Source organism: Streptomyces collinus Tu 365, assembly GCF_000444875.1.
Classification (GTDB): domain Bacteria; phylum Actinomycetota; class Actinomycetes; order Streptomycetales; family Streptomycetaceae; genus Streptomyces; species Streptomyces collinus_A.
In genome coordinates, this window is the sequence record NC_021985.1 from 4,956,726 (window position 1) to 4,972,482 (window position 15,757).

A 15,757-nucleotide genomic window follows, 5' to 3' on the forward strand; every position below is an offset into this window, starting at 1 on the left:
CCTTTAGAGACATGGGACTCGAAGAAAAGCTGCCGAGCGGCTTCCTGCTCACCACCGTCGAGCAGGCCGCGGGCTGGGTGCGCAAGGCGTCCGTCTTCCCGGCCACGTTCGGCCTGGCCTGCTGCGCCATCGAGATGATGACCACCGGCGCCGGACGCTACGACCTCGCGCGCTTCGGCATGGAGGTCTTCCGCGGCTCGCCGCGCCAGGCGGACCTGATGATCGTCGCCGGCCGGGTGAGCCAGAAGATGGCGCCGGTGCTCAGGCAGGTCTACGACCAGATGCCGGCCCCGAAGTGGGTGATCTCCATGGGCGTCTGCGCCTCCTCGGGCGGCATGTTCAACAACTACGCGATCGTCCAGGGCGTCGACCACATCGTCCCGGTCGACATCTATCTCCCCGGCTGCCCGCCCCGGCCCGAGATGCTGATGGACGCGATCCTCAAGCTCCACCAGAAGATCCAGTCCTCCAAGCTCGGCGTGAACGCCGAGGAAGCGGCCCGCGAGGCGGAGGAGGCGGCGCTCAAGGCCCTGCCCACGATCGAGATGAAGGGGCTGCTGCGGTGAGCGACGGACACGGCACCAACGGCGCCGACGGGTCCGCGAACGGGGTGAACCCCGAGAAGGACCTCTCCGCCTCCAACCTCCCCGGCCAGCGCGGCCAGGGCGGTGAGGAGATCCGCGTCCAGCGCGGCATGTTCGGCGCCGACAACGGCGGCGACACCTCCGGCTACGGCGGACTGGTCCGCTCGGTCCGGCTCCCCGGGCCCGCGGCCCGGCCCTACGGCGGCTGGTTCGACGAGGTCGCCGACGAGCTGGAGGGCGCGCTGGAGGAGCAGGGACTGCTCCCCGGCAACGCCATCGAGAAGACGGTCGTCGACCGCGGCGAGATCACGTTCCACATCGAGCGCGAGCACCTGGTCCGCGTCGCCCGCACCCTGCGCGACGACCCCGCCCTGCGCTTCGAGCTGTGCACGGGCGTCAGCGGCGTCCACTACCCGCACGACAAGGGCCGCGAGCTGCACGCCGTCTACCACCTGCGCTCGATCACCCACAACCGGCTCGTCCGGCTGGAGGTCAGCGCCCCGGACGGCGACCCGCGCATCCCGTCGCTGGTCCCCGTCTACCCGACGAACGACTGGCACGAGCGCGAGACGTACGACTTCTTCGGAATCGTCTTCGACGGCCACCCGGCCCTGACGCGGATCATGATGCCGGACGACTGGCAGGGCCACCCGCAGCGCAAGGACTACCCCCTCGGCGGCATCCCCGTCGAGTACAAGGGCGCCCAGATCCCGGCTCCGGACCAGCGGAGGTCGTACTCGTGAGCACGCAGTCAGCATCAGCGGCCTCGGCCGCCTCGGCGCGCGAGACCACCGAGGGCACCGTCTACACGGTCACCGGTGGCGACTGGGACGAGGTCGTCCAGTCCGCGGCCCGCGCCGACGACGAGCGCATCGTCGTCAACATGGGTCCCCAGCACCCGTCCACCCATGGAGTGCTCCGCCTGATCCTGGAGATCGAGGGCGAGACGGTCACCGAGGCCCGCTGCGGCATCGGCTACCTGCACACCGGCATCGAGAAGAACCTCGAGTTCCGCACGTGGACGCAGGGCACCACGTTCGTGACGCGCATGGACTACCTGACGTCCTTCTTCAACGAGACCGCCTACTGTCTCGCCGTCGAGAAGCTGCTCGGCATCGAGGACCAGATCACCGAGCGCGCCAAGATCATCCGGGTGCTCCTGATGGAGCTGAACCGGCTCTCCTCGCACCTGGTGTGCATCGCCACCGGCGGCATGGAGCTGGGCGCCACCACGATCATGATCTACGGATTCCGTGATCGTGAAATGATTCTCGACATCTACGAGCTCATCACGGGCCTCAGGATGAACCACGCGTACATCCGGCCCGGCGGACTCGCCCAGGACCTGCCGCCCGGCGCGGTGGACCAGATCCGCGAGTTCGTCAAGAAGATGAGGAAGAACCTCCCGGAGTACGACAAGCTCGCCACCGGGAACCCCATCTTCAAGGCCCGTATGCAGGACGTCGGCTACCTCGACCTGGCCGGCTGCATGGCCCTCGGCGCCACCGGCCCGATCCTGCGCTCCACCGGCCTGCCGCACGACCTGCGCAAGTCGCAGCCGTACTGCGACTACGAGACGTACGACTTCGACGTCCCGACCGCCGACAGCTGCGACTCCTACGGACGGTTCCTGATCCGTCTGGAGGAGATGCGCCAGTCGCTCGGGATCGTCGAGCAGTGCCTCGACCGGCTGCAGCCCGGCCCGGTCATGGTCGCCGACAAGAAGATCGCCTGGCCGGCCCAGCTCGCCCTGGGACCGGACGGGCTCGGCAACTCCCTCGACCACATCAAGAAGATCATGGGCACCTCCATGGAGGCCCTGATCCACCACTTCAAGCTGGTCACCGAGGGCTTCCGGGTACCGCCGGGACAGGCCTACGCGGCCGTCGAGTCGCCCAAGGGCGAGCTCGGGGTCCACGCCGTCTCCGACGGCGGCACCCGCCCCTTCCGGGTCCACTTCCGCGACCCGTCCTTCACCAACCTGCAGGCCATGGCGGCGATGTGCGAGGGCGGCCAGGTCGCCGACGTCATCGTCGCCGTCGCGTCCATCGACCCCGTGATGGGAGGCGTCGACCGGTGACCACCAGTTCCTCGGAGCGGGGCGTCAGCCTGGGCATGCCCGAACTGCCCGCACCCGCGTACCCGGACGACGTCCGGGCCCGGCTGGAGACGGACGCGCGCGAGGTCATCGCGCGCTACCCGGACTCCCGGTCGGCCCTGCTGCCGCTGCTCCACCTCGTGCAGTCGGAGGAGGGCCACGTCACGCGCACCGGCATGCGGTTCTGCGCGGAGATGCTCGGCCTGACCACCGCCGAGGTCACCGCCGTCGCCACCTTCTACACCATGTACCGGCGCAAGGCCTCCGGCGACTACCAGGTCGGCGTCTGCACCAACACGCTGTGCGCGGTGATGGGCGGCGACGCGATCTTCGAGACCCTCCAGGAGCACCTGGGCATCGGCAACGGCGAGACCACCGGCGACGGCAAGGTCACCCTGGAGCACATCGAGTGCAACGCGGCCTGCGACTTCGCGCCCGTCGTGATGGTCAACTGGGAGTTCTTCGACAACCAGACCCCCGGCAGCGCCAAGCGCCTGGTCGACGACCTGCGCGAGGGGCGGCCCGTCCAGCCCACGCGCGGGGCGCGGCTGTGCACCTTCAAGGAGACCGCGCGGATCCTGGCCGGCTTCCCCGACGAGCGGCCCGGGGCCGTCGAGGAGAGCGGCGGCGCGGGACCGGCGTCGCTGGTGGGCCTCCGCCTGGCGAGGGGGGAGACCGCACCCGCGCGCGTGGTCCATCCGCGCGGAGGCCCGCACGAGCAGCCGCACGGCACCGCGCACGAGCCGTCGCCCGCCGAGCACCTCAGCTCCCACGACGCGCCGCAGGACACATCGGCCTCCGACCCCGCCCACCCGGCCGGGCCCGCCGCCGAGGAGGGGGAGTGATGACCGTGGTACCCGAGGTCAAGGACACGAGCCCGGAGAAGCTGCTCGCACCGGTGCTGTCGGCCTTCTGGGACGAGGACCGGTCCTGGAGCCTGGACGTCTACCGCAGGCACGGGGGGTACGAGGGGCTCCGCAAGGCGCTCGCCATGTCCCCGGACGACCTGATCGCCTACGTCAAGGAGTCCGGGCTGCGCGGCCGCGGCGGCGCGGGATTCCCGACCGGGATGAAGTGGCAGTTCATCCCGCAGGGGGACGGAAAGCCGCACTATCTCGTCGTCAACGCAGACGAGTCGGAGCCCGGGACCTGCAAGGACATCCCGCTCCTCTTCGCGAACCCGCACAGCCTCGTCGAGGGCATCGTCATCGCGTGCTACGCCATCAGGTCGTCGCACGCCTTCATCTATCTGCGGGGCGAGGTCGTCCCCGTCCTGCGGCGGCTGCACGAGGCCGTGCGCGAGGCCTACGCGGCGGGCTACCTCGGCGAGAACATCCTGGGCAGCGGGCTCGACCTGGAACTCACCGTGCACGCCGGCGCCGGCGCGTACATCTGCGGTGAGGAGACCGCCCTGCTCGACTCGCTCGAAGGCCGCCGCGGCCAGCCGCGGCTGCGTCCTCCCTTCCCCGCCGTCGAAGGGCTCTACGCCTGCCCCACTGTGGTGAACAACGTCGAGTCGATCGCGTCGGTTCCCGCCATCCTGAAGAACGGGAAAGACTGGTTCAGGTCCATGGGCAGCGAGAAGTCCCCGGGCTTCACGCTCTACTCGCTCAGCGGCCACGTCGCCAGCCCCGGCCAGTACGAGGCCCCGCTCGGCATCACGCTGCGCCAGCTCCTCGACATGAGCGGCGGGATGCGCGCCGGGCACCGCCTCAAGTTCTGGACCCCGGGCGGCTCCTCGACCCCGATGTTCACCGACGAGCACCTCGACGTCCCCCTCGACTACGAGGGCGTCGGCGCCGCCGGTTCCATGCTCGGCACCAAGGCCCTGCAGTGCTTCGACGAGACGACCTGCGTGGTGCGGGCGGTGACCCGCTGGACCGAGTTCTACGCCCACGAGTCCTGCGGCAAGTGCACGCCCTGCCGCGAAGGGACGTACTGGCTGGTGCAGTTGCTGCGGGACATCGAGGCGGGCAAGGGCGTCATGTCCGACCTCGACAAGCTGGGCGACATCGCCGACAACATCAACGGCAAGTCCTTCTGCGCCCTCGGCGACGGCGCGGCCTCACCCATCTTCTCCTCGCTGAAGTACTTCCGCGAGGAGTACGAGCAGCACATCACGGGCCGGGGCTGTCCCTTCGACCCGGCCAAGTCGACGGCCTGGGCGGACCGCCCGGAGGTGAACGCATGACCGTGACCACCAGTGCTCCCTCCGGAGGGGGAGAGGCGGCGGTCCCGCCGGAAGACCTCGTCACGCTGACGATCGACGGCGCCGAGATCAGCGTGCCCAAGGGCACCCTGGTCATCCGGGCCGCCGAGCAGCTCGGCATCGAGATCCCGCGCTTCTGCGACCACCCCCTCCTGGACCCGGCCGGTGCCTGCCGCCAGTGCATCGTCGAGGTCGAGGGCCAGCGCAAGCCGATGGCGTCCTGCACCATCACCTGCACGGACGGGATGGTGGTGAAGACCCACCTCACGTCGCCCGTCGCCGAGAAGGCCCAGCACGGGGTGATGGAGCTGCTGCTCATCAACCACCCGCTGGACTGCCCGGTCTGCGACAAGGGCGGCGAGTGCCCGCTGCAGAACCAGGCCATGTCGCACGGCAACGCGGAGTCCCGCTTCGAGGGCCGCAAGCGGACCTACGAGAAGCCGGTCCCCATCTCCACGCAGGTGCTGCTCGACCGCGAGCGGTGCGTGCTGTGCGCCCGCTGCACCCGGTTCTCCAACCAGGTCGCGGGCGACCCGATGATCGAGCTGGTCGAGCGGGGCGCGCTCCAGCAGGTCGGCACCGGCGAGGGCGACCCCTTCGAGTCGTACTTCTCCGGCAACACCATCCAGATCTGCCCGGTCGGCGCCCTCACCTCGGCCGCCTACCGGTTCCGCTCCCGCCCCTTCGACCTGGTCTCCTCGCCGTCGGTGTGCGAGCACTGCGCCGGCGGCTGCGCCACCCGCACCGACCACCGGCGCGGCAAGGTCATGCGGCGGCTCGCCGCCAACGACCCCGAGGTCAACGAGGAGTGGATGTGCGACAAGGGACGCTTCGCGTTCCGCTACGCACAGCTCAAGGACCGCCTCGACGTCCCCCTGGTGCGCAACGCCGAGGGCGTCCTGGAGGCCGCCTCCTGGCCCGAGGCGCTGGAAGCGGCCGCGCGCGGACTGACCGCCGCCCGGTCCCGGGCCGGTGTCCTCACCGGCGGCCGGCTGACCGTCGAGGACGCCTACGCGTACAGCAAGTTCGCGCGCGTGGCGCTCGACACCAACGACATCGACTTCCGCGCGCGCGTGCACAGCGGCGAGGAGGCCGACTTCCTGGCGTCCCGGGTGGCCGGCCGGGGCCGTGACCTCGACGGCACGGGCGTCACGTACGCCTCCCTGGAGAAGGCGCCCGCCGTCCTGCTCGTCGGGTTCGAGTCGGAGGAGGAGGCGCCCGGCGTCTTCCTGCGGCTGCGCAAGGCGTGGCGCAGGCACAAGCAGCGGGTCTACGCCCTCGCCACACACGCCACCCGGGGCCTGGAGAAGGCGGGCGGCACCCTGCTGCCGGCCGCTCCCGGCACCGAGACCGAGTGGCTGGACGCCCTCGCGAGCGGCGTCGGCCTGGAGGACTCCGGCACGGAGGCCGCGCAGGCGCTGCGCGCCGAGGGCGCCGTGCTCGTGGTGGGGGAGCGGCTCGCCGCGGTCCCGGGCGGGCTCACCGCCGCCGTACGCGCCGCCGCCGCGACCGGCGCCCGGCTCGTGTGGATTCCGCGGCGGGCCGGCGAGCGCGGCGCCGTCGAGGTGGGCGCGCTGCCGTCGCTGCTGCCGGGCGGCCGCCCGGCGACCGACCCGCGCGCGCGGGAGGAGGTCGCCGCCGTCTGGGGGCTGGCCGAACTGCCCGCGCGCTACGGCCGCGACACTCACCAGATCATCGAGGCCGCCGCCACCGGTGAACTCTCGGCCCTCGTGGTCGCCGGCGTGGAGCCGGCCGACCTGCCCGACCCGGCACGCGCGCGTGAGGCGCTCGACAGCGTCGGCTTCCTGGTGTCGCTGGAGCTGCGGCCCAGCGAGGTCACCGAACGCGCCGACGTCGTCCTGCCGGTCGCCGCGGTCGCCGAGAAGCCCGGCACCTTCCTGAACTGGGAGGGCAGGGTGCGGTTCTTCGACGCCGCCCTGAAGCCCGAGCAGATGACCCGCCGCCTCGCCCCGACCGACACGCGCGTGCTGCAGATGCTGGCCGACGCCATGGACGTCCACCTGGGCCTGCCCGATCTGCGCACCACGCGCGCGGAGATCGACCGGCTCGGCGCCTGGGACGGCCCGCGGGCCTCCGCGCCCGTGGAGTCCGCCAGGGCGCTGCCGCGCCCGGCCGCCGGGGAGGCCGTGCTCGCCGGCCACCGGCTGCTGCTCGACCAGGGCGTCCTGCAGGAGGGCGACGAGGCGCTCGCCGGCACCCGGCACGCCGCCCACGCCCGGCTGTCGTCCGCCACGGCCGCCGAGGCGGGCGTCGCGGACGGCGAGGTCCTGACCGTCACCGGTCCCCGGGGCACGGTCGGACTCCCGCTCCGGATCACCGACATGCCCGACCGGGTGGTCTGGCTCCCGCTGAACTCCGTCGGCGGCGGCGTCGCCTCCGACACCGGGGCCACTCCCGGCTCCCTCGTCCGCATCGGCCCGGCGGCCCGTGCCGAAGAAGCCCCCGAGGAGGTGGAGGCATGAGCCCGTACCTCGCCGCTGAAGACCTCTCGATGTTCGGCCGCGACCCCTGGTGGCTGGTCGTGATCAAGGCGGTCTTCTGCTTCGCCTTCCTGATGGTGACCGTGCTCTTCTCCATCGTGTGGGAGCGCAAGGTCGTCGCCTGGATGCAGCTGCGCATCGGCCCCAACCGGCACGGCCCCTGGGGCATGCTCCAGTCGCTCGCCGACGGCGTGAAGCTGATGCTCAAGGAAGACATCATCGTCAAGCGCGCGGACAAGGTGGTCTACGTCCTCGCACCGATCGTCGCGGCCATCCCGGCCTTCATGGCGATCGCGGTGATCCCCTTCGGCCCGGCCGACAACGAGATCTCGATCTTCGGCACCCGGACCACGATGCAGCTCACCGACCTGCCGATCGCGATGCTCTACATCCTCGCGGTCGCCTCGGTCGGCATCTACGGCATCGTGCTGGCCGGCTGGAGCTCCGGCTCCACCTACCCGCTGCTCGGCGGCCTGCGCTCGTGCGCCCAGATGATCTCCTACGAGATCGCCATGGGGGCCGCGTTCGCCTCGGTGTTCCTCTACTCCGGGTCGATGTCGACCTCCACGATCGTGGCGCAGCAGCACGACCGCTGGTACATCCTGCTGCTGCCGGTCTCGTTCATCCTCTACATCGTCACGATGGTCGGCGAGACCAACCGCGCCCCCTTCGACATGCCCGAGTCCGAGGGTGACCTCGTCGGCGGCTTCAACACCGAGTACTCGTCCATCAAGTTCGCGATGTTCATGCTCGCCGAGTACGTGAACATGGTGACGGTCTCGGCCGTGTCGACCACCCTGTTCCTCGGCGGCTGGCGCGCCCCCTGGCCCATCAGCGGCTTCTGGGCGGGCGCGAACCACGGCTGGTGGCCGCTGCTCTGGTTCGTCATCAAGGTCCAGCTGCTGCTGTTCTTCTTCATCTGGCTGCGCGGCACGCTCCCACGCGTCCGCTACGACCAGCTGATGAAGCTCGGCTGGAAGGTCCTCATCCCGGTCTCCGTGACCTGGCTGATGCTCGTCGCGACCGTACGGGTGCTGCGCAACGAGCACTACGACTTCGCCGACATCGCCCTCTACGTCGGCGGGGGCGTCCTCGCCCTGCTGCTGCTCTCCTTCGTCGCCGACATGTTCCGCGACCGGGGCGACAAGGGCGGCAAGGGAGCCGGGCAGCCGGCCGCCGCCGGACCGGCCGGGTTCGACCCGATGGCGGGCGGGTTCCCCGTACCGCCGCTGCCCGGACAGGAGCTGCCCCCGGTGCCCAGGCGCCGCTCGCGCCGCGAGGGCGAGCTGATTGTCAGTGGCGGACCGGACACTGTCAGTGACGGATCCACGGAGGGAAAGGAGGCGTCCGATGGCTGAGGAGCCGAAGGAGTCCGGGCAGGCGAAGCCCGGCTTCCAGAACCCGGTGGCCGGCTTCGGCGTGACCTTCAAGGCCATGTTCAAGAAGCGGCTGACCGAGCAGTACCCGGAGCAGCAGAAGACCACGGCTCCGCGGTTCCACGGACGGCACCAGCTCAACCGCCATCCGGACGGCCTGGAGAAGTGCGTCGGCTGCGAGCTGTGCGCCTGGGCCTGCCCCGCCGACGCCATCTACGTGGAGGGCGCCGACAACACCGAGGAGGAGCGCTACTCCCCGGGCGAGCGCTACGGCCGCGTCTACCAGATCAACTACGCCCGCTGCATCCTGTGCGGGCTGTGCATCGAGGCGTGCCCCACGCGCGCGCTGACGATGACCAACGAGTTCGAACTGGCCGACTCCAGCCGCGCCAACCTCATCTACACCAAGGAGCAGCTGCTCGCCGGTCTCGAGGACGGCATGGTCGACACGCCCCACGCGATCTTCCCGGGCACCGACGAACAGGACTACTACCGGGGCCTGGTGAGCGAGGCGGCGCCGGGGACGGTGCGGCAGGTCGCCGTGTCCAAGGGCGAGGAGCCCGAGGAGGCCGCGGCCACCACCGGTGCGCAGGAACCCGCCTCGCGGGAGGTGACCGGCCGATGAGCGCGCAGCAACTCGCCGCCGCCTACACCACGTCCACCGGTGAGGCCTTCCAGTTCTGGATCCTCGGCACCGTCGCGGTGCTGGGCGCCCTCGGCACCGTCTTCATGAAGAAGGCCGTGCACAGCGCGCTCAGCCTCGCCGGGACCATGATCGTCCTGGCGGTGTTCTACCTCGTCAACGGCGCCTACTTCCTCGGCGTCGTCCAGATCGTCGTCTACACCGGCGCGATCATGATGCTGTTCCTGTTCGTGGTGATGCTCGTCGGCGTCACGGCCGCGGACTCGCTCAAGGAGACCATCAAGGGCCAGCGCTGGCTCGCCCTGCTGTGCGGGGTCGGCTTCGGCGTCCTGCTGTTCGCGGGCATCGGGCACGCCTCCCTGACCCAGTTCGACGGCACCGGACAGGCGAACGCGAACGGCAACGTGGAGGGGCTCGCGTCCCTCATCTTCACCAAGTACGTCTTCGCCTTCGAGATCACCGGCGCCCTGCTGATCACGGCCGCCGTCGGCGCCATGGTGCTCACCCACCGCGAGCGCACCGAGCGGGCGAGGACCCAGCGCGAGCTGTCCGAGCAGCGCATCCGCGAAGGCAAGCACATCCCGCCGCTGCCGGCCCCCGGCGTCTACGCCCGGCACAACGCCGTGGACATCGCCGGCCTGCTGCCCGACGGCACGCCGTCGGAGCTGACCGTCAGCAAGACGCTGCGCGAGCGCGGCCAGATCCGCGACGTGTCCACCGAGGCGCTCAACGACCTGCGGGCGCTGGAGCAGCGCGCCGAGGAGCGCCTGGAGCGGACCGCGATCGAGCCGACGACGTTCAAGCGGTCCGAGGAGGCGTCGAAGTGAACCCGGTCAACTACCTCTATCTCGCGGCCCTGCTGTTCACCGTCGGCGCGACCGGGGTGCTGATCAGGCGCAACGCGATCGTCGTGTTCATGTGCGTCGAGCTGATGCTCAACGCCTGCAACCTCGCGTTCGTCGTCTTCTCCCGGATGCACGGCAACCTCGACGGCCAGATCATCGCCTTCTTCACGATGGTCGTCGCCGCCGCGGAGGTCGTGGTGGGCCTCGCGATCATCGTGTCGCTGTTCCGCACCCGCCACTCGGCCTCGGTCGACGACGCCAGCCTGATGAAGCTGTAAGGGGTCGGAAGAATCGTGGAGAACCTGATCGCGCTGCTCATCGCGGCGCCCCTGCTCGGAGCGGCCGTCCTCCTGACCGGCGGCCGGCGGCTGGACGCCGTCGGCCACTGGATCGGCACGCTCCTGTCGGCCGCATCCTTCGTGATCGGCCTGACCCTCTTCGCCGACCTGCTCGGCCGGAACGCCGAGCACCGCACGCTGACCCAGCACCTGTGGACGTGGATCTCGGTCGGCAGCTTCCAGGCGGACGTCACCTTCCGCCTCGACCAGCTGTCGATGACGTTCGTCCTGCTGATCACCGGCGTCGGCTCGCTCATCCACCTCTACTCGGTCGGGTACATGGAGCACGACGAGCGGCGCCGCCGCTTCTTCGGCTACCTGAACCTGTTCCTCGCGGCGATGCTGCTGCTCGTCCTCGCCGACAACTACCTGCTCCTGTACGTCGGCTGGGAGGGCGTCGGTCTCGCCTCCTACCTGCTGATCGGCTTCTGGCAGCACAAGCCCAGCGCCGCCACGGCGGCGAAGAAGGCGTTCCTGGTCAACCGGGTCGGCGACATCGGCCTGTCCATCGCGATCATGCTGATGTTCACCACCTTCGGCACCTTCGCCTTCGGCCCGGTCCTCAGCCACACCGGTGACGCCTCCGAGGGCAGGCTGACCGCCATCGGCCTGATGCTGCTCCTCGCCGCCTGCGGCAAGTCGGCCCAGGTGCCGCTGCAGTCCTGGCTCGGGGACGCCATGGAGGGCCCCACCCCGGTGTCGGCCCTGATCCACGCCGCCACGATGGTGACCGCCGGCGTCTACCTGATCGTCCGCTCCGGTGCCCTCTTCAACGCGGCTCCCGACGCGCAGCTCGCCGTCACCGTCGTCGGCGCGGTCACGCTGCTGTTCGGTGCGATCGTCGGTTGCGCCAAGGACGACATCAAGAAGGCGCTGGCCGGCTCGACCATGTCGCAGATCGGCTACATGGTGCTGGCCGCGGGCCTCGGCCCGATCGGCTACGTCTTCGCGATCATGCACCTGGTCACGCACGGCTTCTTCAAGGCCGGGCTGTTCCTCGGCGCCGGTTCCGTCATGCACGGCATGAACGACGAGGTCGACATGCGCAAGTACGGCGGCCTGCGCAGGTACATGCCGGTCACCTTCGTCACCTTCGGCCTCGGTTACCTCGCCATCATCGGCTTCCCGTTCCTGTCCGGCTTCTACTCCAAGGACGCCATCATCGAGGCGGCCTTCGCCAAGGGCGGCACCCAGGGCTGGATCCTCGGGAGCGTGGCCCTGCTGGGCGCGGCCATCACGGCCTTCTACATGACGCGCGTGATGCTGATGACCTTCTTCGGCGAGGAGCGCTGGCGCAACCAGCCCACCCGTTCCCCGCAGGCGCCGAGCGCCGAGCCCGCGGCGGAGCGGCACGGCGAGCACGCCGAGCCGCACCCGCACGAGTCGCCCAAGATCATGACGATCCCCATGATCGTGCTGGCCGCCGGCTCGGTCTTCGCCGGCTTCTTCTTCCACCTCGGCGACCGCTTCCTGCACTGGCTGGAGCCGGTCACCGGCCACAGCGAGGGCCACTCCCCGGTCAGTGCCATGACCGTCACCGGCGCGACCCTGGTCTGCCTGGTCGTCGGCGTCGGCATCGCCTGGGCCCAGTACGGCCGCAAGCCCGTCCCGGTCGTGGCCCCGCGCGGCTCGCTGCTCACCCGGGCGGCACGGCGCGACCTGCTCCAGGACGACTTCAACCACGTCGTCCTGGTGCGCGGCGGCGAGCACCTCACGCGCTCCCTGGTCTACGTCGACCACACCCTGGTCGACGGGGTCGTCAACGGCACGGCGGCCGGCTTCGGCGGCCTGTCCGGCCGGCTGCGCCGGGTCCAGAACGGCTTCGCCCGCTCCTACGCGGTCTCGATGTTCGGCGGTGCGGCACTCCTGGTCGCCGCGACCCTGCTGATGAGGGCGGTCTGATACCGATGTCCTTTCCCCTGCTGACAGCGGCGGCGGCGCTCCCGGCCCTGGGAGCGGTCGCCACGGCCGCCGTGCCGGCCAAGAGCCGCACCGCCGCCAAGTGGCTGGCGCTGGTGGTCTCGCTCGCCACCCTCGCGCTGGCGATCACCGTCCTGGTCCGCTTCGAACCGGGCGGGGCCCGTTACCAGCTCACCGAGTCCCACGCGTGGATCGCGGCCTTCGGGGTCAGGTACGAACTGGGCGTCGACGGCATCGCCGTGGCCCTGATCGCCCTGACCGCGCTGCTGATCCCCTTCGTGATCCTCGCCGGCTGGCACGACGCCGACCCGCTGGAGACCGGCAGCCGGCGCTGGCGGCCCACCCAGGGCTTCTTCGCGCTGATCCTGGCCGTCGAGGCGATGGTGATCATCTCCTTCGAGGCGACCGACGTCTTCCTCTTCTACATCTTCTTCGAAGCCATGCTCATCCCGATGTACTTCCTGATCGGCGGCTTCGGGGACCGTGCCCACGAGCACGGCGAGGAGGCGGCGTCGACGCAGCGGTCGTACGCGGCGGTGAAGTTCCTGCTCTACAACCTCGTCGGCGGCCTGATCATGCTGGCCGCGGTGATCGGCCTCTACGTGGTGGCGGGCAACTTCTCGCTCACGGAGATCGTCCAGGCCCGCGCCAACGGCTCGCTGCACATGGCGTCGAGCACCGAACGCTGGCTGTTCCTCGGCTTCTTCTTCGCCTTCGCGGTGAAGGCGCCGCTGTGGCCGCTGCACACCTGGCTGCCCAACGCGATGCAGGAGTCCACCGCCCCGGTCGCCGTGCTCATCACGGCGGTCGTCGACAAGGTGGGCACCTTCGCGATGCTCCGCTACTGCCTCCAGCTGTTCCCGGACGCCAGCCGGTGGGCGACACCGGTCATCCTCGTGCTGGCGCTCATCAGCATCATCTACGGGGCGCTGCTCGCGGTCGGCCAGCGGGACATCAAGCGGCTGGTGGCCTACGCGTCGATCTCCCACTTCGGGTTCATCATCCTGGGCATCTTCGCGATGACCACCCAGGGCCAGTCCGGCGCCACGCTCTACATGGTCAACCACGGCATCTCCACGGCCGCCCTGATGCTGGTCGCCGGCTTCCTGATCTCCCGGCGCGGCTCGCGGCTCATCGCCGACTACGGCGGGGTCCAGAAGGTCGCCCCGGTGCTCGCCGGCACCTTCCTGATCGGCGGCCTCGCCACCCTCTCCCTGCCCGGACTCGCCCCGTTCGTGAGCGAGTTCCTGGTCCTGGTCGGCACGTTCACGCGCTACCCGGCCATCGGCGTCATCGCCACCTTCGGCATCGTCCTCGCCGCGCTGTACACGCTGGTGCTGTACCAGCGGACGATGACGGGCCCGGTGAAGCCCGAGGTCTCGGCGATGCCCGACCTCCGGGCGCGCGAGCTGGTGGTCGTCGCGCCGCTGATCGTGCTGCTGATCTTCCTGGGCGTCTACCCGAAGCCCGTCACGGACATCGTCAACCCGGCGGTCAAGCAGACCATGTCCGACGTACACAAGACCGACCCCAAGCCCTCGGTGGAGGCGGCCAAGTGAGCGCAACAGCCGTCCACAGCCTGTGGACAACCGCGGCCGACCCGATCTCCAAGATCCCGACGCCGAAGATCGAGTACGGGCAGTTGTCGCCCACCCTGATCGTCATCGGCGCGGCGCTGGCCGGGGTCCTCGTCGAGGCCTTCGTCCCGCGGAAATCCCGTTACTACGCCCAGGTGTTCGTGTCCGTCGTCGCGCTCTGCGCCGCGTTCGCCGCGGTCGTCGCGCTGGCGGCCGACGGGTACGGCACCACCAAGGCGCACATCGCGGCCATGGGCGCGATCGCGGTCGACGGGCCGTCCCTGTTCCTCCAGGGCACGATCCTGCTGGCCGGTCTGGTCGCCCTGTTCACCTTCGCCGAGCGGCGCCTTGACCCGGAGGCGCACGGCAACCGGGTCGACTCCTTCGCCGCGCAGGCCGCCTCGGTGCCGGGCAGCGACAGCGAGAAGGCCGCCGTCAAGGCCGGGTTCGCCACGACCGAGGTCTTCCCGCTGCTGCTCTTCGCGATCGGCGGCATGCTGGTGTTCCCCTCAGCCAACGACCTGCTGACGCTGTTCGTGGCCCTGGAGGTCTTCTCCCTGCCGCTGTACCTGCTGTGCGCGCTGGCCCGCCGCAAGCGGCTCATGTCGCAGGAGGCCGCGGTCAAGTACTTCCTGCTCGGCGCGTTCGCCTCCGCGTTCACCCTGTTCGGCATCGCCCTGCTGTACGGCTACGCGGGCTCGGTGTCGTACGCGCGCATCGCGCAGGTCGTCGACGGGACCGTCGCCAACGTCGATCCGGCGCTGGCGAACACCATGGGCAACGACGCGCTGCTGCTGATCGGCACCGCGCTGGTCGTCATGGGCCTGCTGTTCAAGGTGGGCGCGGTGCCGTTCCACATGTGGACGCCCGACGTCTACCAGGGCGCGCCGACCCCGGTGACCGGCTTCATGGCGGCGGCGACGAAGGTGGCGGCGTTCGGCGCGCTGCTCCGCCTGCTGTACGTCGTCCTGCCGGGCATGCGCTGGGACTGGCGGCCGGTCATGTGGGGGGTGGCGGTCATCACCATGCTGGGCGGTGCGATCGTCGCGATCACGCAGACCGACATCAAGCGGCTGCTGGCGTACTCGTCCATCGCGCACGCCGGCTTCATCCTCGCGGGTGTCATCGCGACGTCGAAGGACGGCGTGTCGTCCGTCCTCTTCTACCTGGCCGGGTACTCGTTCGTGACGATCGGCGCCTTCGCGGTGGTCACGCTGGTGCGCGACGCGGGCGGCGAGGCGACCCACCTGTCCAAGTGGGCCGGGCTCGGCCGCCGGTCGCCGCTGGTGGCGGCGGTGTTCGCCGTGTTCCTGCTGGCCTTCGCCGGTATCCCGCTGACCTCCGGCTTCGCCGGGAAGTTCGCCGTGTTCAAGGCGGCGGCGGACGGCGGCGCGGCCCCCCTGGTCGTGATCGGTGTGATCTCCTCGGCGATCGCCGCGTTCTTCTACATCCGGGTGATCGTGCTGATGTTCTTCAGCGAGCCGAGGCCGGAGGGCCCGACGGTGGCCGTGCCCTCGCCGCTCACGATGACGGCGATCGGCGTGGGTGTGGCGGTGACGGTGGTGCTCGGCGTGGCGCCGCAGTACTTCCTGAACCTGGCGAGCCAGGCGGGAGTCTTCGTGCGCTGAGGCGCCGAGGCGCTGTGCCGCGGCCCCGGTTCCTCCCC

At 70.4% G+C, this 15,757-nt stretch carries 13 protein-coding genes; all 13 read left to right on the forward strand.

Annotation, left to right across the window (positions count from 1 at the left end; genetic code table 11):
• Positions 1-11: 11 nt before the first annotated feature.
• Genes B446_RS21595 through nuoN form a run of 13 tightly spaced genes read left to right on the forward strand, consistent with a single transcriptional unit; the run spans position 12 to position 15,719 of the window.
• Entirely contained in the window at positions 12-566 is a 555-nt protein-coding gene (locus B446_RS21595; protein WP_020941564.1) for a NuoB/complex I 20 kDa subunit family protein, read from the forward strand.
• Positions 563-1,327: an NADH-quinone oxidoreductase subunit C gene (locus tag B446_RS21600; RefSeq protein ID WP_020941565.1), complete on the forward strand. Its 765-nt coding sequence runs from the start codon at positions 563-565 to the stop codon at positions 1,325-1,327. Before B446_RS21595 ends, B446_RS21600 begins: the two co-directional genes overlap by 4 nt.
• Positions 1,324-2,664 (forward strand): NADH-quinone oxidoreductase subunit D, encoded by a 1,341-nt coding sequence (locus B446_RS21605; protein ID WP_020941566.1) that lies wholly within the window; start codon positions 1,324-1,326, stop codon positions 2,662-2,664. Before B446_RS21600 ends, B446_RS21605 begins: the two co-directional genes overlap by 4 nt.
• Complete coding sequence (gene nuoE, locus B446_RS21610; RefSeq protein WP_020941567.1) at positions 2,661-3,527, forward strand: NADH-quinone oxidoreductase subunit NuoE; 867 nt, start codon at positions 2,661-2,663, stop codon at positions 3,525-3,527. Before B446_RS21605 ends, nuoE begins: the two co-directional genes overlap by 4 nt.
• Complete coding sequence (gene nuoF, locus B446_RS21615) at positions 3,527-4,873, forward strand: NADH-quinone oxidoreductase subunit NuoF (protein ID WP_020941568.1); 1,347 nt, start codon at positions 3,527-3,529, stop codon at positions 4,871-4,873. The genes nuoE and nuoF overlap by 1 nt, the downstream gene beginning before the upstream one ends.
• Positions 4,870-7,374, forward strand: coding sequence for an NADH-quinone oxidoreductase subunit G (locus B446_RS21620; RefSeq protein WP_020941569.1), 2,505 nt, complete (start codon positions 4,870-4,872; stop codon positions 7,372-7,374). The genes nuoF and B446_RS21620 overlap by 4 nt, the downstream gene beginning before the upstream one ends.
• Positions 7,371-8,750, forward strand: coding sequence for an NADH-quinone oxidoreductase subunit NuoH (gene nuoH, locus B446_RS21625; protein ID WP_020941570.1), 1,380 nt, complete (start codon positions 7,371-7,373; stop codon positions 8,748-8,750). The genes B446_RS21620 and nuoH overlap by 4 nt, the downstream gene beginning before the upstream one ends.
• Positions 8,743-9,393 carry an NADH-quinone oxidoreductase subunit NuoI gene (gene nuoI, locus B446_RS21630; protein ID WP_020941571.1) on the forward strand — a complete coding sequence of 217 codons (651 nt, stop codon included), beginning with the start codon at positions 8,743-8,745 and terminating at the stop codon, positions 9,391-9,393. Before nuoH ends, nuoI begins: the two co-directional genes overlap by 8 nt.
• Positions 9,390-10,238, forward strand: coding sequence for an NADH-quinone oxidoreductase subunit J (locus B446_RS21635; protein ID WP_020941572.1), 849 nt, complete (start codon positions 9,390-9,392; stop codon positions 10,236-10,238). The genes nuoI and B446_RS21635 overlap by 4 nt, the downstream gene beginning before the upstream one ends.
• Positions 10,235-10,534: an NADH-quinone oxidoreductase subunit NuoK gene (gene nuoK, locus B446_RS21640; protein ID WP_020941573.1), complete on the forward strand. Its 300-nt coding sequence runs from the start codon at positions 10,235-10,237 to the stop codon at positions 10,532-10,534. Before B446_RS21635 ends, nuoK begins: the two co-directional genes overlap by 4 nt.
• Before the next feature lie 15 nt (positions 10,535-10,549).
• A complete protein-coding gene (gene nuoL / locus B446_RS21645; RefSeq protein WP_020941574.1) occupies positions 10,550-12,496 on the forward strand; it encodes an NADH-quinone oxidoreductase subunit L in 1,947 nt (648 codons plus the stop codon).
• A gap of 5 nt (positions 12,497-12,501) precedes the next feature.
• Complete coding sequence (locus B446_RS21650; RefSeq protein WP_020941575.1) at positions 12,502-14,073, forward strand: NADH-quinone oxidoreductase subunit M; 1,572 nt, start codon at positions 12,502-12,504, stop codon at positions 14,071-14,073.
• On the forward strand, positions 14,070-15,719 hold the full coding sequence (gene nuoN, locus B446_RS21655; RefSeq protein WP_020941576.1) for an NADH-quinone oxidoreductase subunit NuoN: 1,650 nt from the start codon (positions 14,070-14,072) through the stop codon (positions 15,717-15,719). Before B446_RS21650 ends, nuoN begins: the two co-directional genes overlap by 4 nt.
• Positions 15,720-15,757: the final 38 nt, after the last annotated feature.

Bases quoted from the DNA above. Each gene is read 5' to 3' on its own strand.
- B446_RS21595 (WP_020941564.1), top strand. From the start codon at position 12: ATGGGACTCGAAGAAAAGCTGCCGAGCGGCTTCCTGCTCACCACCGTC.
- B446_RS21650 (WP_020941575.1), top strand. From the start codon at position 12,502: ATGTCCTTTCCCCTGCTGACAGCGGCGGCGGCGCTCCCGGCCCTGGGA.
- nuoH (WP_020941570.1), top strand. From the start codon at position 7,371: ATGAGCCCGTACCTCGCCGCTGAAGACCTCTCGATGTTCGGCCGCGAC.
- B446_RS21635 (WP_020941572.1), top strand. From the start codon at position 9,390: ATGAGCGCGCAGCAACTCGCCGCCGCCTACACCACGTCCACCGGTGAG.
- nuoI (WP_020941571.1), top strand. From the start codon at position 8,743: ATGGCTGAGGAGCCGAAGGAGTCCGGGCAGGCGAAGCCCGGCTTCCAG.
- B446_RS21620 (WP_020941569.1), top strand. From the start codon at position 4,870: ATGACCGTGACCACCAGTGCTCCCTCCGGAGGGGGAGAGGCGGCGGTC.
- nuoF (WP_020941568.1), top strand. From the start codon at position 3,527: ATGACCGTGGTACCCGAGGTCAAGGACACGAGCCCGGAGAAGCTGCTC.